The sequence below is a fragment of the Mumia sp. zg.B21 genome, assembly GCF_019550855.1.
GTDB lineage: Bacteria > Actinomycetota > Actinomycetes > Propionibacteriales > Nocardioidaceae > Mumia.
In genome coordinates, this window is the sequence record NZ_JAHWCJ010000001.1 from 1,545,177 (window position 1) to 1,562,325 (window position 17,149).

Below are 17,149 nucleotides of genomic sequence, written 5' to 3' on the forward strand. Positions count from 1 at the left end.
GAGAAGGGATCAGGACTCCAGCAGTCCCAGCAGGTAGGCGCCGTAGCCGCTCTTGACCAGCGGCTCGGCCCGCTCTCGCAGCTCATCGCCGTCGAGGAACCCCATCCGCCAGGCGACCTCCTCGGGGCAGCCGACCTTGAGGCCCTGGCGGCTCTCGATCGTGCGGACGTAGTTGCTGGCGTCGTTGAGCGAGTCGAAGGTGCCCGTGTCGAGCCAGGCGGTGCCGCGCGGCAGGACCTCCACCTGCAGACGTCCCTGCTCGAGGTAGATGCGGTTGAGGTCGGTGATCTCCAGCTCCCCCCGGTCGGAGGGTCGCAGACTCGCGGCGTACTCGACCACGTCGTTGTCGTAGAAGTAGAGCCCGGGGACGGCGTAGTTGCTCTTGGGCGTCGCCGGCTTCTCCTCCAGCGAGACCGCGCGTCCGTCCGCGTCGAACTCGACCACGCCGTAGGCACTCGGGTCGCTCACCTGGTAACCGAAGACGGCAGCACCGTCGAGGTCGTGGAACCGTCCCAGCTGGGTCCCGAGACCGGCGCCGTAGAAAATGTTGTCACCGAGCACGAGGCCGACCCGATCGTCACCGACGTGGTCGGCCCCCAAGACGAACGCCTGCGCGAGCCCTTCCGGCCGCGGCTGCACCGCGTACGACAGCGCCACACCGAAGCGTGAGCCGTCGCCCAGCAAGCGGTGGAACTGCGGCGCCTCGTCCGGTGTCGTGATCACGAGGATGTCCCGGATCCCCGCGAGGATGAGGGTCGACAGCGGATAGAAGATCATCGGCTTGTCGTAGACGGGGACGAGCTGCTTGCTCGTGCCCAGGGTGATCGGATGGAGTCGCGATCCGGTTCCCCCGGCCAGGATGATGCCTCGCATGCGGACATCGTAGGGCGCGTCGTCGCTCAAGCACCCCGTCATCGCCGACATTTTCGGGCACGATGACCCCATGACCGGCGACGCGCTCGACGAGATCGGCCGGCGGCGGGGGGCGCGCCAGTCGTCGGACGGCCACGACTACCTGACCGCGTACGAGGCGGCGCTCACTCGGGCGGGGACTCCCTCGGTGATCGTGCTCGTGCTCGCTGACGGCGCCCTCACCACCGCCTGCACGTTCGGCGAGCGTTGGCCGGAGGCGGAGGTGCACGTGCTCCACCCACGCAGCGCAGGCGAGGTCGTCGGCGTCGCGACAGGTCAGGATCGGCCGGCGAACGTCCACGTCCATGCGTTCACCGGCCCCCGCGAACGGCGCGACCTTCAGGCTGTGCTCCCGCGACCCGACCTGCTCGTCGAGGCGTTCGTCTCGGAGACCGCTTCCAAGATCGCCGCACTGCGTCAGATGCACGGCTACGTGCGGGCCGGTGGCATCTACGCGGTGGAGGGTATCGACCGGGCCCCCGGGGACCGGTCCGAGTCCGACGCGGGCCCGTCGGTCCGTGCGGTGATCGAGGACGTGGTCGCACGCGTCGAGCGACGGCTGCCCAAACGTGGGTGGGCGACCTGGCAAGACACCGTCGCGCGGACGCTCGCCGCGGTCACGTACCACCGGGACCTGGCGTTGCTGACCAAGAGCGAGCCCTTGCTCCGGATGCTCCGGACGGCCGAGACCGAGCCGCTGCTGACGGCGCGCTACGGCGACGACAGTCCGGTGGAGACCCTCCTCACCCACGACCGGTACACGTTCACCTCGCGGGCGAGCATCACCTCCGTGGGCGAGGGGCCTGCGGTGCTCGAGGGCGAGCTGACGGTCCCCACGCGTCAGCTGCGCGCGTACGCCGACGTCGTGACCTACCCTCGTCAGCTCGTCTCGTACGGGGACTTCTGGCTGCCCGACACCTTCCGGCACCAGCAGGCGGCCCACCTCGGTCACCACGGGCTGATCCGGTCCGGAGACCGTCTGACGTACATGCGCCCGCGCTGGCGACCCGCCCTGCGGCGACGCTGGGACGGCGGACCGCTGTTCTACCTCGACAGCGAGTTCGCGGGGCACTTCGGCCACGTGACCACCGAGGTGGTCTCCCGGTTGTGGGCCTGGGACGAGGCCCGCGCCAGGCACCCCGAGCTCCGTCCGCTGATGAGCCTGCGGCCCGGCCAGACCGACGTCCCGGCGTTCGCCCGCGAGATCCTGGCGGGGTTCGGGATCGACCCCGACTCCCTCGTCGTCCAGTCCGGCGACGAGGCCCTCGAGGTGCCTCTGCTGCTCGCCGCCGATCCGCAGTTCGAGAACCCGCGCTACGCCGACCTCGCCCTCGGGGACACCTGGCGGCGCATCGCCGACGGTCTCGGGGAGGTCGTCTCCCCGGTCGCGGCGGAGAAGGTGTTCATCTCCCGAGGCGGCCGGCGCGCGTGCCTGCAGGGCCCGCGGGTCGAACGGTTCTTCCGGCGGCGCGGCTTCGCGGTCGTCCGCCCGGAGCACTACTCGTACGGGGAGCAGGTGCGGCTGTTCCAACAGGCGCGGATCATCGCCGGGTACGGCGGAAGTGGACTCTTCACGATGATGCACGCGCCGCAGGCGCGTGTCGTGATCATCTCCGGGGACGGCTACGTCGCTCAGAACGAGGCCCTGATCGCCGCCGTGAACGGCAACGACCTGCACTACTTCTGGGGTCGGACCGAGAGGAGACCCCCGGACCCGCGCAAGCGCAAGACGGTGTTCGCCGACGACTTCTCCTTCGACCTGCGCCGTCATGCCCGGGCCCTCCGGCAGCTGGCGCACTGAGCGTCCGCAGCGCGTCGTCAGCCGCGGAGAGCCCCCGGTAGCCTGACCCTCGTGCGCGCCAACCCCCTGAGCCTGCCCGACGGCACGTACGTCTCCGTCGCGAGCGCCGTCCGCCCCGACAAGGGCGGACGCACCGCCGTCCTGCTCATGCGTGCCAGTGCGCTGGCCGACGCCGGTGCCCGCAGCGTCATCGCCACCATCGCCGACGTCCCGGAGCAGGACGACTTCCGGGACCAGCTCGTCGCCCGCGGTTCGCTCTCGCCGGCGGTCGAGGTCGTCAACATCTTCACCGACCTCCGTGACCGCGACCCGGCGACGTTCGGGTCCGGCAGCGGCAGCCCGACGGCACCGCCGAAGGGCCTGGTGATGACCGAGGAGACCCGTGCCGACGGCACGCCGTACCAGCAGGTCTGGCGCCGGCCGGACGACCCGGCGACCGCTGAGCCGGCTGTGGTGGACCACCTTCGCTCCGACGGTTCGCTCTTCCTTCGCTGGTCCTCCTACGCCGGCACCACGATCGAGCTCGTGGACCACGACGGTCGTGCCGTCCGCCGCTTCTCCTACCGGGGTCCGTTCGTGCGGTGGTGGCTGAGGAGACTCGTCGGCGACGGGGACGGCTTCGTCATCACCGACTCACGGCGCCTGCTCCCCATGCTTTTCGGTCTTCCCTCGCCACGGATGCACCTGGTCGCGGCGTTCCACAACCCGCACGTCGAGCGGGAGGGCCGCTGGGACGGATCGCTGAAGGGCCCGTACGCCCCGGCGCTGGAGCGCCTGGCCGACCTGGACGGCCTCGTCCTCCTCACCGAGCGGCAACGAGACGAGATCGCCTTGCGCTGCGGGCGCACCGACAACCTCTTCGTCGTCCCCAACCCGGTCGCTCCCCCGACGCTGCCCGACCCGCTGCCCCCGAGAGACCCCAAGCGCCTCGTCGTCGTCGGTCGTCTGGAGGCGCAGAAGCGCGTGGGGCACGCTCTCAAGGCCGTCTCGCTCGCGCTGCGGACCGATCCCGACCTGAGGCTCGACGTCTACGGCGACGGCGCCGGCCGTCACCGGCTGGAGAAGCAGGCCCATGACCTCGGCATCGCCCACGCCGTCACCTTCCACGGGTACGACCCGGGCGCGCGTGACCGCACGCTGACGGCCGGGGCGTTCTTGGTGACCAGCCGGCACGAGGGTTATCCCCTCGCCACCCTCGAGGCGATGAGCCGGGGGTGTCCGGTGATCAGCTACGACATCAAGTTCGGACCCCGTGAGCAGATCGACGACGGGGTGGACGGCTTCCTCGTCGCCGACAGTGACGTCGCGGCGTTCGCCGACCGGATCCTCGCGCTCACGTCCGACCGCGACCGCTCCTCGGCGATGAGCCGAGCGGCGTTCGCCAAGGCCGCCGAGCACACACCGCAGAGGTTCGCCGAGGACTGGGCCGGGGTCTTCCGGACGGTCAAGGCGCAGGACGCACGTCGCGTGCACCTGACGGCGGCGGCTCTGCACCGTACGGGGCTGCGCGACGGCTCCTTCTCCGGCCACCTGCTGCTGCGGGCGGGCCGGCGCAGGCTCGATCCGCACGAGCTCACGGTCTCGCTCGACGTGATCGGCGAGGAGACCGGCGACGTGATCTCGTTCCCCGTCTCCGTGCGACCGGTGGCGCTCGGGTCCTGGCGCGGACGCGCACGACTGGCGGCCCGCGTGGACGACGCCCGCGTCGCGTCCACGCTCGGGGACCAGCCGGTGCGTTCGCGGGTGATGGTCGTCTGGCGCAACGCGGCCTGGCAGTCGCCGATCGAGGTCGTCAGCCCTGTCCGGGACGGACGACTTCGACTCGGTCGCAGCGACGACCGGCCTGACTAGACTGCTCGGGTGTCCACGATCCTCGTCACCGGCGGCGCCGGGTTCATCGGGTCCAACTTCGTCCACCACCTGGTAGAAAACACCGACCACTCGGTGACCGTCCTCGACGCACTGACGTACGCCGCGAGCCGCGAGTCGATCGACATGCTGCCTGCGGACCGGGTCTCACTCGTGGTCGGTGACATCGCGGACGCCGACACGGTCGACCCGCTCGTCGCCGGCCACGACGCGGTCGTCCACTTCGCTGCCGAGTCCCACAACGACAACTCGCTGGACGACCCGAGCCCGTTCGTGCGCACGAACCTCGTCGGCACCTTCACGCTCCTCGAGGCGGTCCGTCGCCACAGCACGCGGTTCCACCACGTCTCCACCGACGAGGTCTACGGCGACCTCGAGCTCGACGATCCGGCCCGCTTCACGGAGACGACGCCGTACAACCCGTCGAGCCCCTACTCGTCGACCAAGGCCGGCTCCGACCTCCTGGTGCGCGCCTGGGTCCGCTCGTTCGGCGTCGAGGCGACGATCAGCAACTGCTCCAACAACTACGGACCGTTCCAGCACATCGAGAAGTTCATCCCGCGCCAGATCACGAACGTCCTCGACGGCCGGCGGCCTCGGCTCTACGGTCAGGGCGCCAACGTCCGCGACTGGATCCACGCCGCCGACCACTCGAGCGCGGTCCGGACGATCCTCGAGCGCGGCCGGATCGGCGAGACCTACCTGATCGGCGCCGACGGCGAGAAGAACAACCGCGAGGTCGTCGAGACCATCCTGGACATCATGGGGCTCCCGACCGACGCGTACGACCTCGTCACGGACCGTCCGGGTCACGACATGCGCTATGCGATCGACTCGACCAAGCTGCGCACCGAGCTGGGGTGGGCGCCGCAGTTCACCGACTTTCGGTCAGGGCTGGCGGCGACGATCGACTGGTACCGCGACAACGAGACCTGGTGGCGTCCCAAGAAGGAGGCCGTCGAGGCACAGTACGCGGAGGCGGGTCAGTGACGACCGACCTCACGGTCCGAGCAACCGCCATCGACGGTCTCCTCGTCCTCGACCTTCCTCTGCACGGCGACAGCCGCGGGTGGTTCAAGGAGAGCTGGCAGCGCGAAAGGATGCTCGCCATCGGGCTGCCTGACTTCGGCCCCGTACAGCAGAACGTCTCGTTCAACGCCCATGCCGGTGCCACGCGTGGCATCCACGCCGAACCATGGGACAAGCTGGTCTCGTTGGCGACCGGGCGCGCGTTCGGCGCGTGGGTGGACCTGCGTCCCGGGCCCGGCTTCGGGACCAGCATCACCCTCGACCTCGACCCGACCCTCGCGATCTACGTTCCCCGTGGCGTCGGCAACTCATACCAAGCGCTCGAGGATGGCACGTCGTACGCCTACCTCGTCAACGAGCACTGGCGACCTGACGTCGTTTACACAGCAGTGGCCCTCGACGACCCCGCACTGGACATCGACTGGCCCATCCCGATCATCGACGCGGAGGTCTCCGAAAAGGACCGTGCCAACCCGCTCTTGGACGACGTCACGCCGATGGAGCCGCGTCGCGCGCTGATCCTCGGCGGGTACGGCCAGCTGGGTCGCGCGCTGCGAGCGGCGCTTCCCGACGCGGACGCCGTCGACCTTGACACGTTCGACACGACCGATCCCGCCGCGTACACGGCAGTCGACTGGGCGCGGTACGACACGGTCGTCAACGCCGCGGCCTACACCGCGGTCGACGCCGCCGAGAGCGGCGATGGTCGCAGGGCCGCATGGGCCGCCAACGTGACCGCGTTGACCCACCTCGCGCGAGTTGCGCGGCGCCACCGGCTCACGGTGGTCCACATCTCCAGCGACTACGTCTTCGACGGCACCCAGGAGAGCCACGACGAGGAGGAGCCCTTCTCCCCGCTGGGCGTCTACGGACAGACCAAGGCGGCGGGCGACGCGGTGGTCGCCACCGTCGACCGCCACTATGTCGTCCGTACCAGCTGGGTGATCGGCGACGGCGGCAACTTCGTCCGTACGATGGCGCGCCTGGCCAAGGACGGAGTCAGCCCGTCCGTCGTCGACGACCAGGTCGGCCGACTCACCTTCACCGACGACCTCGCCCGCGGCATCGTCCACCTGCTGCGCACGCGCCCGACGTATGGGACCTACAACCTGAGCGGCAGCGGCGCTCCGATGTCCTGGTACGACGTCGCCCGCGAGGTCTTCGCGCGTTGCGGACGCGACCCCGGCGACGTCACGCCGACCTCCACGGGAGCGTACGGCGCGGACAAGGACCTCGCTCCCCGTCCGAAGCACTCGGTGCTCGACCTCGCCAAGATCGAGGGCGCGGGGTTCGTGCCCATGCCGGTGACGGCCTCACTCGACTCCTACGTCGTATGACCGCGACGTCGCCGATCTCGGCCCCTTCAGTCCCGACCGGGTCCGTGCGGCGACGTCGCACCCTCCGCGCGGCTGCCAAGGCCGGTACGGTCGTGGTCGCCTGGCTCGTCCCTCTCTCGTACGCCGTGCTCGTCCTCGTGGACGGCGGCACCAGGCTCAGCGACGTCCTCGCGTACGGCGCGACGTGGGTCGCCACCACTGCCTTCCCGGGCGCGCTCGCATGGCGCATCTTGGTCCCCCGAAGCTCGCTCGGCGAATCAGTCGGCTTCGGGGGGATCCTCGGCATCGCCCTTCTGCTGCCGTGGTGGGCGCTGGGCGTCGTGACCGGAGTGTCGTGGATTTGGGCGTGGCCGATGCTCCTTCTCGCCGTGGTCACTCTGCTGCCTGCCGCCCGTGCACGCCTGCGCGCCCGGGCTCTGCGGCTTCCGAGAACACGACTCGCGTGGAACGTCGCGATGGCCGCCGTCGCCACCCTTGGCGTCGCCGCCATCAACCAGACGGTCCTCCGCGCGACGCCTCTCCCACCGCGCGCCGACGCTACCTACGTCGACCTTTGGTACCACCTCGCCCTCGTCGGCGCGGTTGAGCGAGGGCTCCCTCCGGAGGACCCCTTCGCGGTGGGTGAGCCACTGCGCTACCACTGGTTCACCCACGCCGACATCGCCGCGACCGCCAGCGCCAGCGGGGTCTCCCCGGTCGACGTCCTCTTCCACCTTTGGCTGGTCGCGACCCTGTTCGCGTTCCTGCTGGCGCTCGGCGCGACCGCCAACACGCTCGCGCGAGTCGGTCACCGACCCGCGCCTTGGTGGCTCGGGCCTCTCGTCGCGCTCGTGGGCGGCGTGCTGGCGCTGACTGGTCTCGGCGGGTTGGGGCTGGGCCGCACCGGTGGCGGCACCGGGAACGGGTTCGTCGCGATCAGCCCGACCACCGCGCTCTCGATCATCGTGGTCATGGCGATCATCGGGGCGCTCGACAGGCTGCTCCGCGGCGAGTCGACGCCCGGGGTCTGGCTGGTCGTCACGGCGCTCCTTGCCCTCGGCTCGGGAACCAAGCCGACCGTCCTGCCCGTCGTCGCGTGCGGCGCCCTGCTCGTCACGGCGGTTTGGATGCTCGCGCGCCGACGGCTCCATCGTCTAGCGCTCGGCGTCGCTGTGCTCTGTGCCGCGATCTTTGTCTTGAGTGCCACGCAGGTCGTCGGCAGCACGGGCGGCAGCCGACTGCAGCCCCTGACGACAGCCGTGTGGTCGCCGGCGTTCGCGGGTCTCGCCCAGGGAGTCAGCGACGGGACCGGCGTTCTGTCCGCCCGCGTCACCGAGAGCAGCGGCACCCTCTGGCTCGCCGCCGTGCTGGTGGCCGCCTCCCTCGTCACGGCGTCGGCCAAGGTGGTCGGTGTGCTCGCAGTCCTCACCCGTGCCCTGCGCCGCGACCCGCTCTGGTGGTGCGCCGCGGGGATCGTGGTTGCTGGATGGTGCGCCTCTTGGACGCTCTCCCACCCCAGCCTCGCCCAGGGCTACTTCTTCCTCGCCGTCGCCCCGCTCGGGTTCGCTCTCACCTTCGCCGCCGCAACTCGACTCCTCACCGACGTTCCCACCCGGGCACGAGCCGTTCTCTTCGCGGTTTCGACTGTCGTCGGTGTCGCCACCGGTCTGGTCGTCCACGCCCTCACTCCATCCTCGTACTCCGGCGGTGCACTAGACCGTGCCCTCAAGGCGAGCGAGATGTCCCTCGTTCTCGTGACAGCCCTGCTGGTGAGCCTGCTGGTACTGCGCCTGGTCGTGGGCCTCCGCGGCGGAACGCTGGTCGGCGCCGCCGTGGTCCTCGTCGTCTGCGCCAGCGTCACGGCGAACGCACACCCGATCGCGGACGGACTCGCCTCGCCGTCTACGACGCGCGTGGTTCACCCCTCGCTCAGCGTCCTCCCGCCCGAGCAGCGAGCCGCGCTCTGGGTCCGAGACCACACGCCGGAGTCGGCGCTGCTCGTCACCAACGTCTTCTGCCTCAGCGCGTCCTACCGTGAAGGATGTCGCGCCCAAGGATTCTGGGTCGGTGGCCTTACCGGCCGGCAGCTGTTACTGGGCGCCTGGGCCTACACCTCCGAGAACATGGCCGCAGACGACCCGACGTCCTACCAGCTCCGGCAGCCACCGTGGCCGGACCGTCTGCACGTGAGCCTGGCCGTCGTCGAGCGCCCGACCGCCAGGGTGGTCACGACTCTGCGAGATCTCGGCGTCACCCACGTGTTCGCCGACCGCCGCGCCACGCCCGTCTCGCCAGACCTGGCAACGCTCGCACGGCTGGTCCATCGCGACGGCCCGGTGTCGATTTACGCGCTGAGTGACACCTCGATCCACTAGCCTGAACCCGTTCACCGGCCTCCTGATCGCGCCTTGGTGCGAGACCGACCTCCTATCGCGGCATCGCGGCCGCCCGGCGGGGGCGGATGAGCCCCCGCACCCCGACCCACCCTCAGGAGCCGACAGTAGGATTGCCGGGTCCGACCGACTTGATCCCCGAGGTGCCGTGCATCACCACAACCACTACTACGGGCAGACGCACGTCCTCGCGCGTTACTGCGGGCTCAACGACACGCAGCCACCGCGACTTCGTGGCTACCTGCAGCACGGATGGAACATCTCCTGCGGCTGGAATCCGGTGCACGAGTTCTTCGACGGCGCTTGGCGCTACGTGTGGTCGGACGCACCACGGCGCCGTGGCCACTCGCTCGGACGCCGCAACTACCACGTCATCGGCGCCCCCTGGCTCTACCTGCTCGAGAACGAGCCGGAGCCCGTCCCGCCGCCCGCCCGCGAAGGGACGCTCTGGTTCTTGTTCCATGGCTGGGAGGGCGGCAAGATCACCGGTGACCACCAGCGTCTGATCGACGAGATCCGGGAGACCGAGCCCGGTCCCGTGACGTTCAGCCTGTACTACACCGAGTACGAACGACCCGAGGTCCGCAGGACGTACGAGGACGCCGGCTTCGACGTGGTCTCCTTCGGGAAGCGCGGCTGGAACTACCAGGGGACCGATCGTCGATTCCTGCACAAGCAGCTTCATGCACTGCGCCGTCACGAGCGGGTCGCCTCGAACCGCTTGTCCACGGCGATCTTCTACGGCATCTCCGCGGGATGCCAGCCGGCAGTCTACGGCGACCCCATGGAGCTGGCCGGTGAGAACCCGCTCTTCGGCGGAACCGCGCGCATCGCACGCCTGTGGGGCGACCTCCTCGGTAAAGACGTCGACATGACGACCGCACGCGAGATCACCGACCTCGAGCTCGGCAGGCCCTGGCTGATGCCACCCGAAGAGCTCCGACTGATTCTGGACTGGGAGAACCATGACTGACCCGCACGTGGTCATCAATGTCGTCCGCGGTGAGATGCAGCCGTGGTCCGACCTTGAGAGTGCCTCGGCGCCTGCTCACGGCCCGCTGCTCATCGATCTCGTCGTCCGCGCCTCCTCCGGCCGCACGCGTGCGCTGGTCGTCGGCCCGCACGGTGATGACGTGCTGAGCGCAGTCGCTGAGTCCGTCGAGCACGCCACCGTGCTGCTTAGGTCGGTCACCGACGCTGAGCACGTCGCCTCGCTTGCCCTCCCCGGGACGCGCGTCGTCGCAGGTGCGCTCGATGGCCTGGACGAGGACGGCTTCGACCTGGTGGTCGCGGCCGACGGGCTCGAACGGGTTCTCGGCGCTGACTCGCCCGCCCTGTCGTGGCCCGAACGTCTCGCCCTCCTCACGCGCACCGCGACATCCGATGCAGCGCTGCTGGTGAGCGTACGCAATGAGTTCGGCCTGCCCTCTCTTTTCCACACCGCCGTCCCGCGCGATCGCGACGGCGACGACGAGTGGGTCCCGCTCTACTCCGACTCGGACCGTCCCCGCTCGACCACGGAAGTCCGAGCCGCCCTGGCGCCGCGCCAGGCGAATGTCTTCTCGATCGTCTCCTCCGGCGGGGCGATGGTTGCCTCGGTCGAATCGGGACTCGCGAGCTCGCGGCACGGGCTCGGGACCCGCGTCCTCGTCGATGCGGTCCGTTCGGCGGCGGTCGGTCACGCGGTCCTCGCCCCGCTGGGAGAGATCGCTGAACGCGCGCGCGACGCCGGGACTCTCGAGATCGTCGTCCCCGCCTGGCTCGCCGTCGTCGGTGTTCCCCTCCCGGCTTGCGCTTGGATGGCAGGCGACAACCTCCTCGTCGCTGCAGCAGACGAGGGCGGCTGGATCGCCGAGGCGAGCAATGGGCATCGCACCTCCCCACTCCCCGAGGCGCCGACAGCAGAGGCGCTCCTCTTCGGCCATGCCGAATCCGAGGATGTGCCCGGGTTCCGCGCGGTCGCCGCCCGGCTCGGCGAGCTCGTGCGGGACGAAGGAGCGCTCGTCTCTCCGGTGATCTGGGATGCAGTCCTGGTCGGCGGCGTGCCGGTGCGCGCTGAGCCCTCGGTCGGAGGCGACCTGCCAGCCGACGTCGCCCTGGCGGCCGCCTGGTTCCGCTTCCTTGACCGGCTGCTGTCTCAGGACCGCCGTCACCCATGGCCTCCGTGGACGCTCGGCGACGGCCTGGTCCGCATCTGGCTCTCCATGTCCGGCGTCGCGGACGCGCGGGACGACGTCCTCGTACGAGGCCGCGAGACTGCGGACGCCCTGCGCACTGCGCGGGGTGAGCCGGATCCGGCGGTGGTGACCGACCTGCGGACCGCCGCTGCGCGCGTGGCCGATCTCGAGCGCGAGCTGACGGAGATGCACGGTCACGTCCTCGGCCTCGAACGGACGCTCACGATGCGCGACGGTCAGCTGCGCGCCGAGACTGCCCGAGCGCGGAAGCTGAAGGCGAAGCTGGCTACCGAGCAGACGCGCCGTCGACGCGCGGAGTCCTCTCGCGCCTACCGCCTCGCCCGGCGTCTCAAGAACCTCCGCCCACGACGGACGGCCCCCGCCGCGAGCCGGCGCGGCGACACCCTTCCACCGAACGACTCGCGGTAACCCGCGCGCCGCAGGTGTGAGCCTGAGCCGACCCACCAGGTCACGTCGGCCTCGTGACCACCTGAGGCCACGGGATGGACGAGCACGGGCTCGGGAGTCTGCGGGATCAATACCCGCAGCCCCCGCTTCTGGCGAACGACCTCGACGTCCACCACATCCCCGTCGAGAGTGCACGCCTCGACCGTGGCGGCGGCGAGCAGGGCGGCTGCGCGCGCTCGTTGGATGGGGCCGTGGGCAAGTGGCGCCCGGCCGAAGCCCACCGTGAGGATCACCTCCTCCTTGCGCGGCGCGACCGGGTGCGGATTGACCACCGCGAAGCCCGCCCTCAGCTCGCTCCACCCGTCTTCCCGGAGATCGGTCCCTCCGGAGAACGTCATCCGCGGACGGCTCGGTAAGGGTCTGAGCTCGAGACGTCGAACCTGGACGCCGACGAGCGGCGTCTCGAGCAGCCTGTCGTGCACCCACGCCGGGAGGTCCGGGCTCGGCGGGTCCAGTGTCACCATCAGCGGCGCAGCGGCGTCGTACCAAGAGGGTCCGACTACCATGCCGACGCGCATCCGTGGCGGGCGTTTCGCCTCAACGTCATTGGGGCGTACCGCCAGGAGCACCGCCGTCCGCCGTCCTTCGCAGGACACGATCACGAGGCGGTGCCTGTCGAGGTCGATCCGCGCATGGTCCTCGTCGTCCGCGTCCGTGACGTCGTTCCACTTCGCCCACTTCGTGTAGGTCGTCCGATCGGCGCGCAGCACGGCCTCGAGCGCAAAGGGAGTCGGCCCGAGCTCGGTTCTGATCCCGATCGTCCCCGCGTCACGCGCCAGGCGCAGCGGCACCGTCCCGCCGAGGGAGTCCAGGAGCAGCGCACGCGCGTCCACCGAGGTCACCGGATCGCTCAGCTGCCCGACACGGACGATCGGGAGGTCGAACGCACTGGACAGGGCGAAGCCGTCCACCGGCGGGGTGTTGCGCGGAGCGGTCGACGCCTGATCGACGACGGCATCCCCCTGGCTCCAGTCGCCGCGGGTGATCATCGGCTCTCTCCGCTTCCACATCCGCTGCACGGCGATCTCTGCGGGATCGCCGTCAGGCTCGACGTCCTCCAGCATCCGCGTAGCGATCATCTGCATCCACGTGCCCTCGCCGAACGCGAAATGCGGCGTGAAGTAGCTCGGCACGTCGGTGGCCGACCGATAGAACCACGTCCACAGACGCGCTCGGCGGATCTCCTCGTCGGTGATCATCCGATCGCCCGCGGACAGTCCCGCAACGTGCTCGTCGAGAAGCGTGAAGTAGTCGTCGACCGTGTCAGCACGACGGGTCATGCCACAGTGGCTGTACTCGGACCACCCGCACTGGATCACGGGGACGCCCATCATCGGGAGCTCGGTGCCGATGCTTCCTCGTACCGTGAGGCCGAGGTCGACGACACTCGCAAGGGCGGCTCGACTGAGATCCAGACTGCGAACGAACGACATGTGCGGCAGGTGCGCGTACTCTTCCGCAAGCCCTTCGAAGAAGCCAGTGCCGTCGTACAGGCCCTGCTGCGGGTGCTCCAGCATCAGCCACTGCACCTCAGGGGTGTCGGCGGCATAGGCGACGGTGCGCTCGAACCACTCGGCGAGGGTGGAGAACGCCTCTCGGTTCGTCGACATCGCGTCCGAGACCGCGTGGTTGTAGACGCCGACCACCGGTCGTCCGGGCGACAGACCGAGGCGATGAGCCGTGACCCGGCGCAGCGCGCGGCGCTCGTTCTCGTCCGCGATGCCGATCGTCGCGACGGCGCCGACGGCACGCCACCACGACGGTCTGCTCAATGCACCTTTGTAACGGGCGTAGGCCCGCTCGGCCACGCCCTGCAGGGCCTCGTGCCGCGACCACACGTGCTTGTCGAAGTACTCCGCGACCTCAAGCGTCAGCCCAGACCGCAGGGTCCCGTCACCGAGCTGCCGGCCCGGATACAGGCCGTACGCCTTCATTCCGCCGGTCGACTGGGTAAAAACCACGGGAACATCGTGGTCGAGTGCCCGTTCCACGGCGAGGCCGAAGCTGCTGTAGTCCACATGGCTGGAGACCAGCGCCACCACGTCGAGAGAGCTCAAGAGGAGGTCGAACAGACTGAGGAACCCTGTGCTGCGGCGGCGGACGACGTCCAGGAACGCGCGGTCCTCGTCACTCGTCCCGAGTCCGGGAACACGCTTCATCCGGCACGCAGTGGCGTAGACGATGTTCTCGAAGACCTCCCCTTTCAGGTGCTCGACCGGGTGCGCGGCGCTCACGTCCACCCCTGCGACAGTCCTTCCGACAGCCTCACCGCGCTCGCGCGCGTCGACCATGTCGTGGACGTCGAAAACTTCCGAGGCACCGTAGCCCCTCGCTACCTCGCTGATCCGCTCCATGTCGAACCAGGTCCAGACTGCGGCCTTCCACAGGTCGTCCGAGCCCGAGTAGACGATCATCCGCGCGGGCTCCAGCTTGCGTATCGCGTTGGCCGCGAGCACGTTGCGCATCGTGACGCGCAGGTCCTGGCTCATCGCTTCGACGAGGATCACCCGGCTGCCGGACGCAGGGACGGTCAGCCGGACCATCGAGGACGCCGCCTCGGTCAGCCGTCGCCGGACCCCTTCGTTCTCGAGCTCCACGTCTCGCTCCTCCCCCGTCGGCCGCCTGGCACGGCCCACGCGAGAACCATGCTGCCACGGGAGGTCGACAAACGACGGTGGTGAACGAGCACGCTCTCGACGCGTCCGTCCAGGCCATGCCGCAAGAGCCAGCGCCCCACGGGGACGTCGGCGAGCTTCGCCGCGCACTCCATGGCCGTCCAGCGTTCCCAGAAGCGCTCATGGCCGTAGCGCGCCGCCAGGGCGGAAGGAACGGGACGGTCCACCAGCTCTGCGTCGATCACCACGTCACCGTCGCCGTACCACCCCACGCACGACCCGTCGGACAGGTACGTCCGAGTGCGCGCACCAGCCATCTCGTCGGGTGTGCCGACGAGAAGGCCCTCAGATAGAGCCTGCACCGTCGATGACGAGGCTCTGGCCGTTGATGTTCGTGGTCTCAAGGAGGAGCATGCGAACCACCGGGAACACCTCCTCGGCCGTGGTCAGACGACCGGACGGAGTCCGGCGGAGGATCTGATCGAGCTCGGTCTGCCCGAGGACGGCAGACATCTCGGAGGCAAAGAAACCCGGTGCGACCGCGTTCGCGAGCACCCGACCACTGAACTCCCGCGCCAGCGAGCGAGTCGCGGCGTCCATCCCGCCCTTCGTCGCCGAGTACGCGACCAAGCCGGGATACCCCCGCCGCCCGCAGATCGAGGTGACGTTGACGAGGCGTCCGCGCTTTCCCTTGGCCAGCAACCGCCGCAGCACAAGCCGCGTCAGGATGAGGGGGGCGGTGAGGTTCGTCTCGATGATCTGCTCGATGCGCTCCGGGGAGGTGTGAACGTGAAGCGAGTCCTGACCGATCGCGGCATTGTTCACCAGTCCGTCGATCACGCCGAGGTGGGCCTCCACCGCCTTGACGAACGCCTTGCACGCGACCTGGTCGGTGATGTCGACCGAATCGACGTGGACGACGTCAGGGTGCTTCTCCGCGAGAGCCTCCAGCTCTGGGGTGACCGTGCGAGCGAAGGCGGCGACCTTCACGCCCTCGGCCAGCAGTCCCTCGACCATGGCGAGGCCGAGCCCTCGGGAGGCGCCGGAGACGAGGACCACCGAGCTCGGCGGGAAGACGGGGGGAGTTCCTGGGTCAGGCATCGCTTTTCAGAGTCTCCTTGGTCGGGATGGTGTCGAGGACCTTGAGGCGCCGCGGCACCGCATACTCGGGCAGACGCTCCGATGCCCACCCGGTCAGCTCGGCGGTCGGGGTGTCGTCGCGGAGGACGACGTCGGCGACCACGACCGAGCCCACCAACGGCGCTCGCCGCCCGCGCACCGAGGCCCACACGACCGACGGATGGCTCTGCAGGGTGTCGCGGACGTGTCCGGCCGAAACCTTGGAGCCGCCGACGTTGATCTCGTCTCGGTCGAGCCGGCCCGTGATGTAGACGCGGCCGTCCTCGACGCGCACACGATCGCCCGTACGCACGGGACCGTCGAGACCACGTCCGTGGTGCGGCGAGGTGATCACGAGCTCGTCACCGTCAACCTCGATCAGCGGTCGGTCGACACTCGCGCGTCCGAGCCATGCCTGAGGGAACCCCGCAAGACCATCGTGGACGACGATCGACGCCCCGACCTCCGACGACGCGTAGATCCACGAGATCCGGGCCTCGGGAAACAGCTCCCGAAGCTGGTCGATGACGGCCTGGTCGACGGGTTCACCGCCCAGCGAGATTTGCTGGAGCGGCACCCGTGCGAGCGTTTCGGGGTCCCGCAGGACGCTCTGGCGCCAGAACGTGGGAGTGCCCGATGCCGCGGTCACCTCGTGATCGAGGGCGAGCGGCACCCAGTGCTCGAGATCGGAAGGGTCGACGACCACGAGGTCGTGCCCGGGTTGGGTCAAACCGAGCGTCACCACCTGCCACCACGCGTAGGTACCGGGCGAGTACGGGCAGAGCCAGCGCCGCGGGGTCGCCTGCGCACCCTTGACCGTCGTCAACGAGGCCAGGGTGTGGGCGACCCGCTTCGGTCGACCCGTCGAACCGGACGTGAGAAGCCAGATCCGACCGTCCTCGGCCGCGCGCGTTCCCGAGTCCGGCGCCCCGTCCAGGGCGCCGACGAGCCTGAAGCCGTCAGACAGCAGTTCCGTCCGCAGCGCGTCGTCCACCCGACGTTCGGCGACGACCAGCAGCTCGCCACCCGACCGCGCGACAGCAGCCACGTAAGGGAGGGCATCAACGCTGCTGGCCACAGCGGCCACAGTCGGGCGCTCCAGAGTGACGGCGGGCAGCGTCTCCCACGCGGTGGTCGAGCCGTCGCGCACGTCGATGACGTGGTTCGACCACGGCTGGGAGTCTGCGAGCACGGCTCAGGCGTCCTGAAGCTCGAGCATCAGATCCAGGACGTGTGCCACGGTCTCGATCCGGCGAAGCTCGGCCGCCTCAAAATTGAGCTCCTCGTCGATCGCGTCCTCCACGCGCAGGGCGAGCTCCGAGAAGTCGAGCGAGCGGAACCCGATGTCGCGCAGAGGGACAGCCTCGTTCGCAGGGAGTTCCTTGCCCTGCTCCGTCAGGACGTCTGCCATGAGGGAACGCACCGCGGACCGGTCGAGTCGAGTCATGTC

General features: G+C 69.7%; 12 protein-coding genes. 7 read left to right on the plus strand and 5 right to left on the minus strand.

The features are described 5' to 3' along the window. Window positions 1-9: 9 nt before the first annotated feature. A complete protein-coding gene (gene rfbA, locus KV100_RS07505; protein WP_220342218.1) occupies window positions 10-873 on the minus strand; it encodes a glucose-1-phosphate thymidylyltransferase RfbA in 864 nt (287 codons plus the stop codon). A gap of 70 nt (window positions 874-943) precedes the next feature. Between rfbA and KV100_RS07510 the strand changes: the two genes are divergently transcribed. The 7 genes from KV100_RS07510 (at window position 944) to KV100_RS07540 (ending at window position 11,926) form a co-directional block, all read left to right on the plus strand. Continuing rightward, a complete protein-coding gene (locus KV100_RS07510) occupies window positions 944-2,713 on the plus strand; it encodes a DUF563 domain-containing protein (protein ID WP_220342219.1) in 1,770 nt (589 codons plus the stop codon). 51 nt (window positions 2,714-2,764) lie between these two features. Continuing rightward, window positions 2,765-4,564: a glycosyltransferase gene (locus KV100_RS07515; protein ID WP_220342220.1), complete on the plus strand. Its 1,800-nt coding sequence runs from the start codon at window positions 2,765-2,767 to the stop codon at window positions 4,562-4,564. 9 nt (window positions 4,565-4,573) lie between these two features. Then, a complete protein-coding gene (rfbB, locus tag KV100_RS07520) occupies window positions 4,574-5,572 on the plus strand; it encodes a dTDP-glucose 4,6-dehydratase (protein ID WP_220342221.1) in 999 nt (332 codons plus the stop codon). Further along, window positions 5,569-6,948, plus strand: coding sequence for a bifunctional dTDP-4-dehydrorhamnose 3,5-epimerase family protein/NAD(P)-dependent oxidoreductase (locus KV100_RS07525; protein ID WP_220342222.1), 1,380 nt, complete (start codon window positions 5,569-5,571; stop codon window positions 6,946-6,948). The genes rfbB and KV100_RS07525 overlap by 4 nt, the downstream gene beginning before the upstream one ends. A 44-nt stretch (window positions 6,949-6,992) precedes the next feature. Beyond that, the gene (locus KV100_RS07530) at window positions 6,993-9,302 is read left to right on the plus strand and encodes a hypothetical protein (protein WP_220342223.1); all 2,310 of its coding nucleotides are present in this window, start codon (window positions 6,993-6,995) and stop codon (window positions 9,300-9,302) included. Window positions 9,303-9,468: 166 nt separating this feature from the next. Continuing rightward, entirely contained in the window at window positions 9,469-10,293 is an 825-nt protein-coding gene (locus KV100_RS07535) for a hypothetical protein (RefSeq protein ID WP_220342224.1), read from the plus strand. After that, window positions 10,286-11,926 (plus strand): hypothetical protein, encoded by a 1,641-nt coding sequence (locus tag KV100_RS07540; protein ID WP_220342225.1) that lies wholly within the window; start codon window positions 10,286-10,288, stop codon window positions 11,924-11,926. Before KV100_RS07535 ends, KV100_RS07540 begins: the two co-directional genes overlap by 8 nt. On the opposite strand, the gene KV100_RS07545 is transcribed toward KV100_RS07540, so the two are convergent. The 4 genes from KV100_RS07545 to KV100_RS07560 form a co-directional block, all read right to left on the minus strand. Further along, entirely contained in the window at window positions 11,827-14,562 is a 2,736-nt protein-coding gene (locus KV100_RS07545; RefSeq protein WP_220342226.1) for a hypothetical protein, read from the minus strand. The genes KV100_RS07540 and KV100_RS07545 overlap by 100 nt on opposite strands. A gap of 363 nt (window positions 14,563-14,925) precedes the next feature. Beyond that, entirely contained in the window at window positions 14,926-15,681 is a 756-nt protein-coding gene (locus KV100_RS07550; protein ID WP_220342227.1) for an SDR family NAD(P)-dependent oxidoreductase, read from the minus strand. Beyond that, window positions 15,674-16,891 (minus strand): class I adenylate-forming enzyme family protein, encoded by a 1,218-nt coding sequence (locus tag KV100_RS07555; RefSeq protein ID WP_308291381.1) that lies wholly within the window; start codon window positions 16,889-16,891, stop codon window positions 15,674-15,676. The genes KV100_RS07550 and KV100_RS07555 overlap by 8 nt, the downstream gene beginning before the upstream one ends. 3 nt (window positions 16,892-16,894) lie before the next feature. After that, complete coding sequence (locus KV100_RS07560) at window positions 16,895-17,146, minus strand: phosphopantetheine-binding protein (protein ID WP_220342228.1); 252 nt, start codon at window positions 17,144-17,146, stop codon at window positions 16,895-16,897. Between the last annotated feature and the right edge of the window lie 3 nt (window positions 17,147-17,149).

What these genes read in the sequence shown, in the direction of transcription:
- rfbA (WP_220342218.1), bottom strand. Translation starts at nt 873, where the DNA reads ATGCGAGGCATCATCCTGGCCGGGGGAACCGGATCGCGACTCCATCCG.
- KV100_RS07560 (WP_220342228.1), bottom strand. Translation starts at nt 17,146, where the DNA reads ATGACTCGACTCGACCGGTCCGCGGTGCGTTCCCTCATGGCAGACGTC.
- KV100_RS07540 (WP_220342225.1), top strand. Translation starts at nt 10,286, where the DNA reads ATGACTGACCCGCACGTGGTCATCAATGTCGTCCGCGGTGAGATGCAG.
- KV100_RS07550 (WP_220342227.1), bottom strand. Translation starts at nt 15,681, where the DNA reads ATGCCTGACCCAGGAACTCCCCCCGTCTTCCCGCCGAGCTCGGTGGTC.
- KV100_RS07510 (WP_220342219.1), top strand. Translation starts at nt 944, where the DNA reads ATGACCGGCGACGCGCTCGACGAGATCGGCCGGCGGCGGGGGGCGCGC.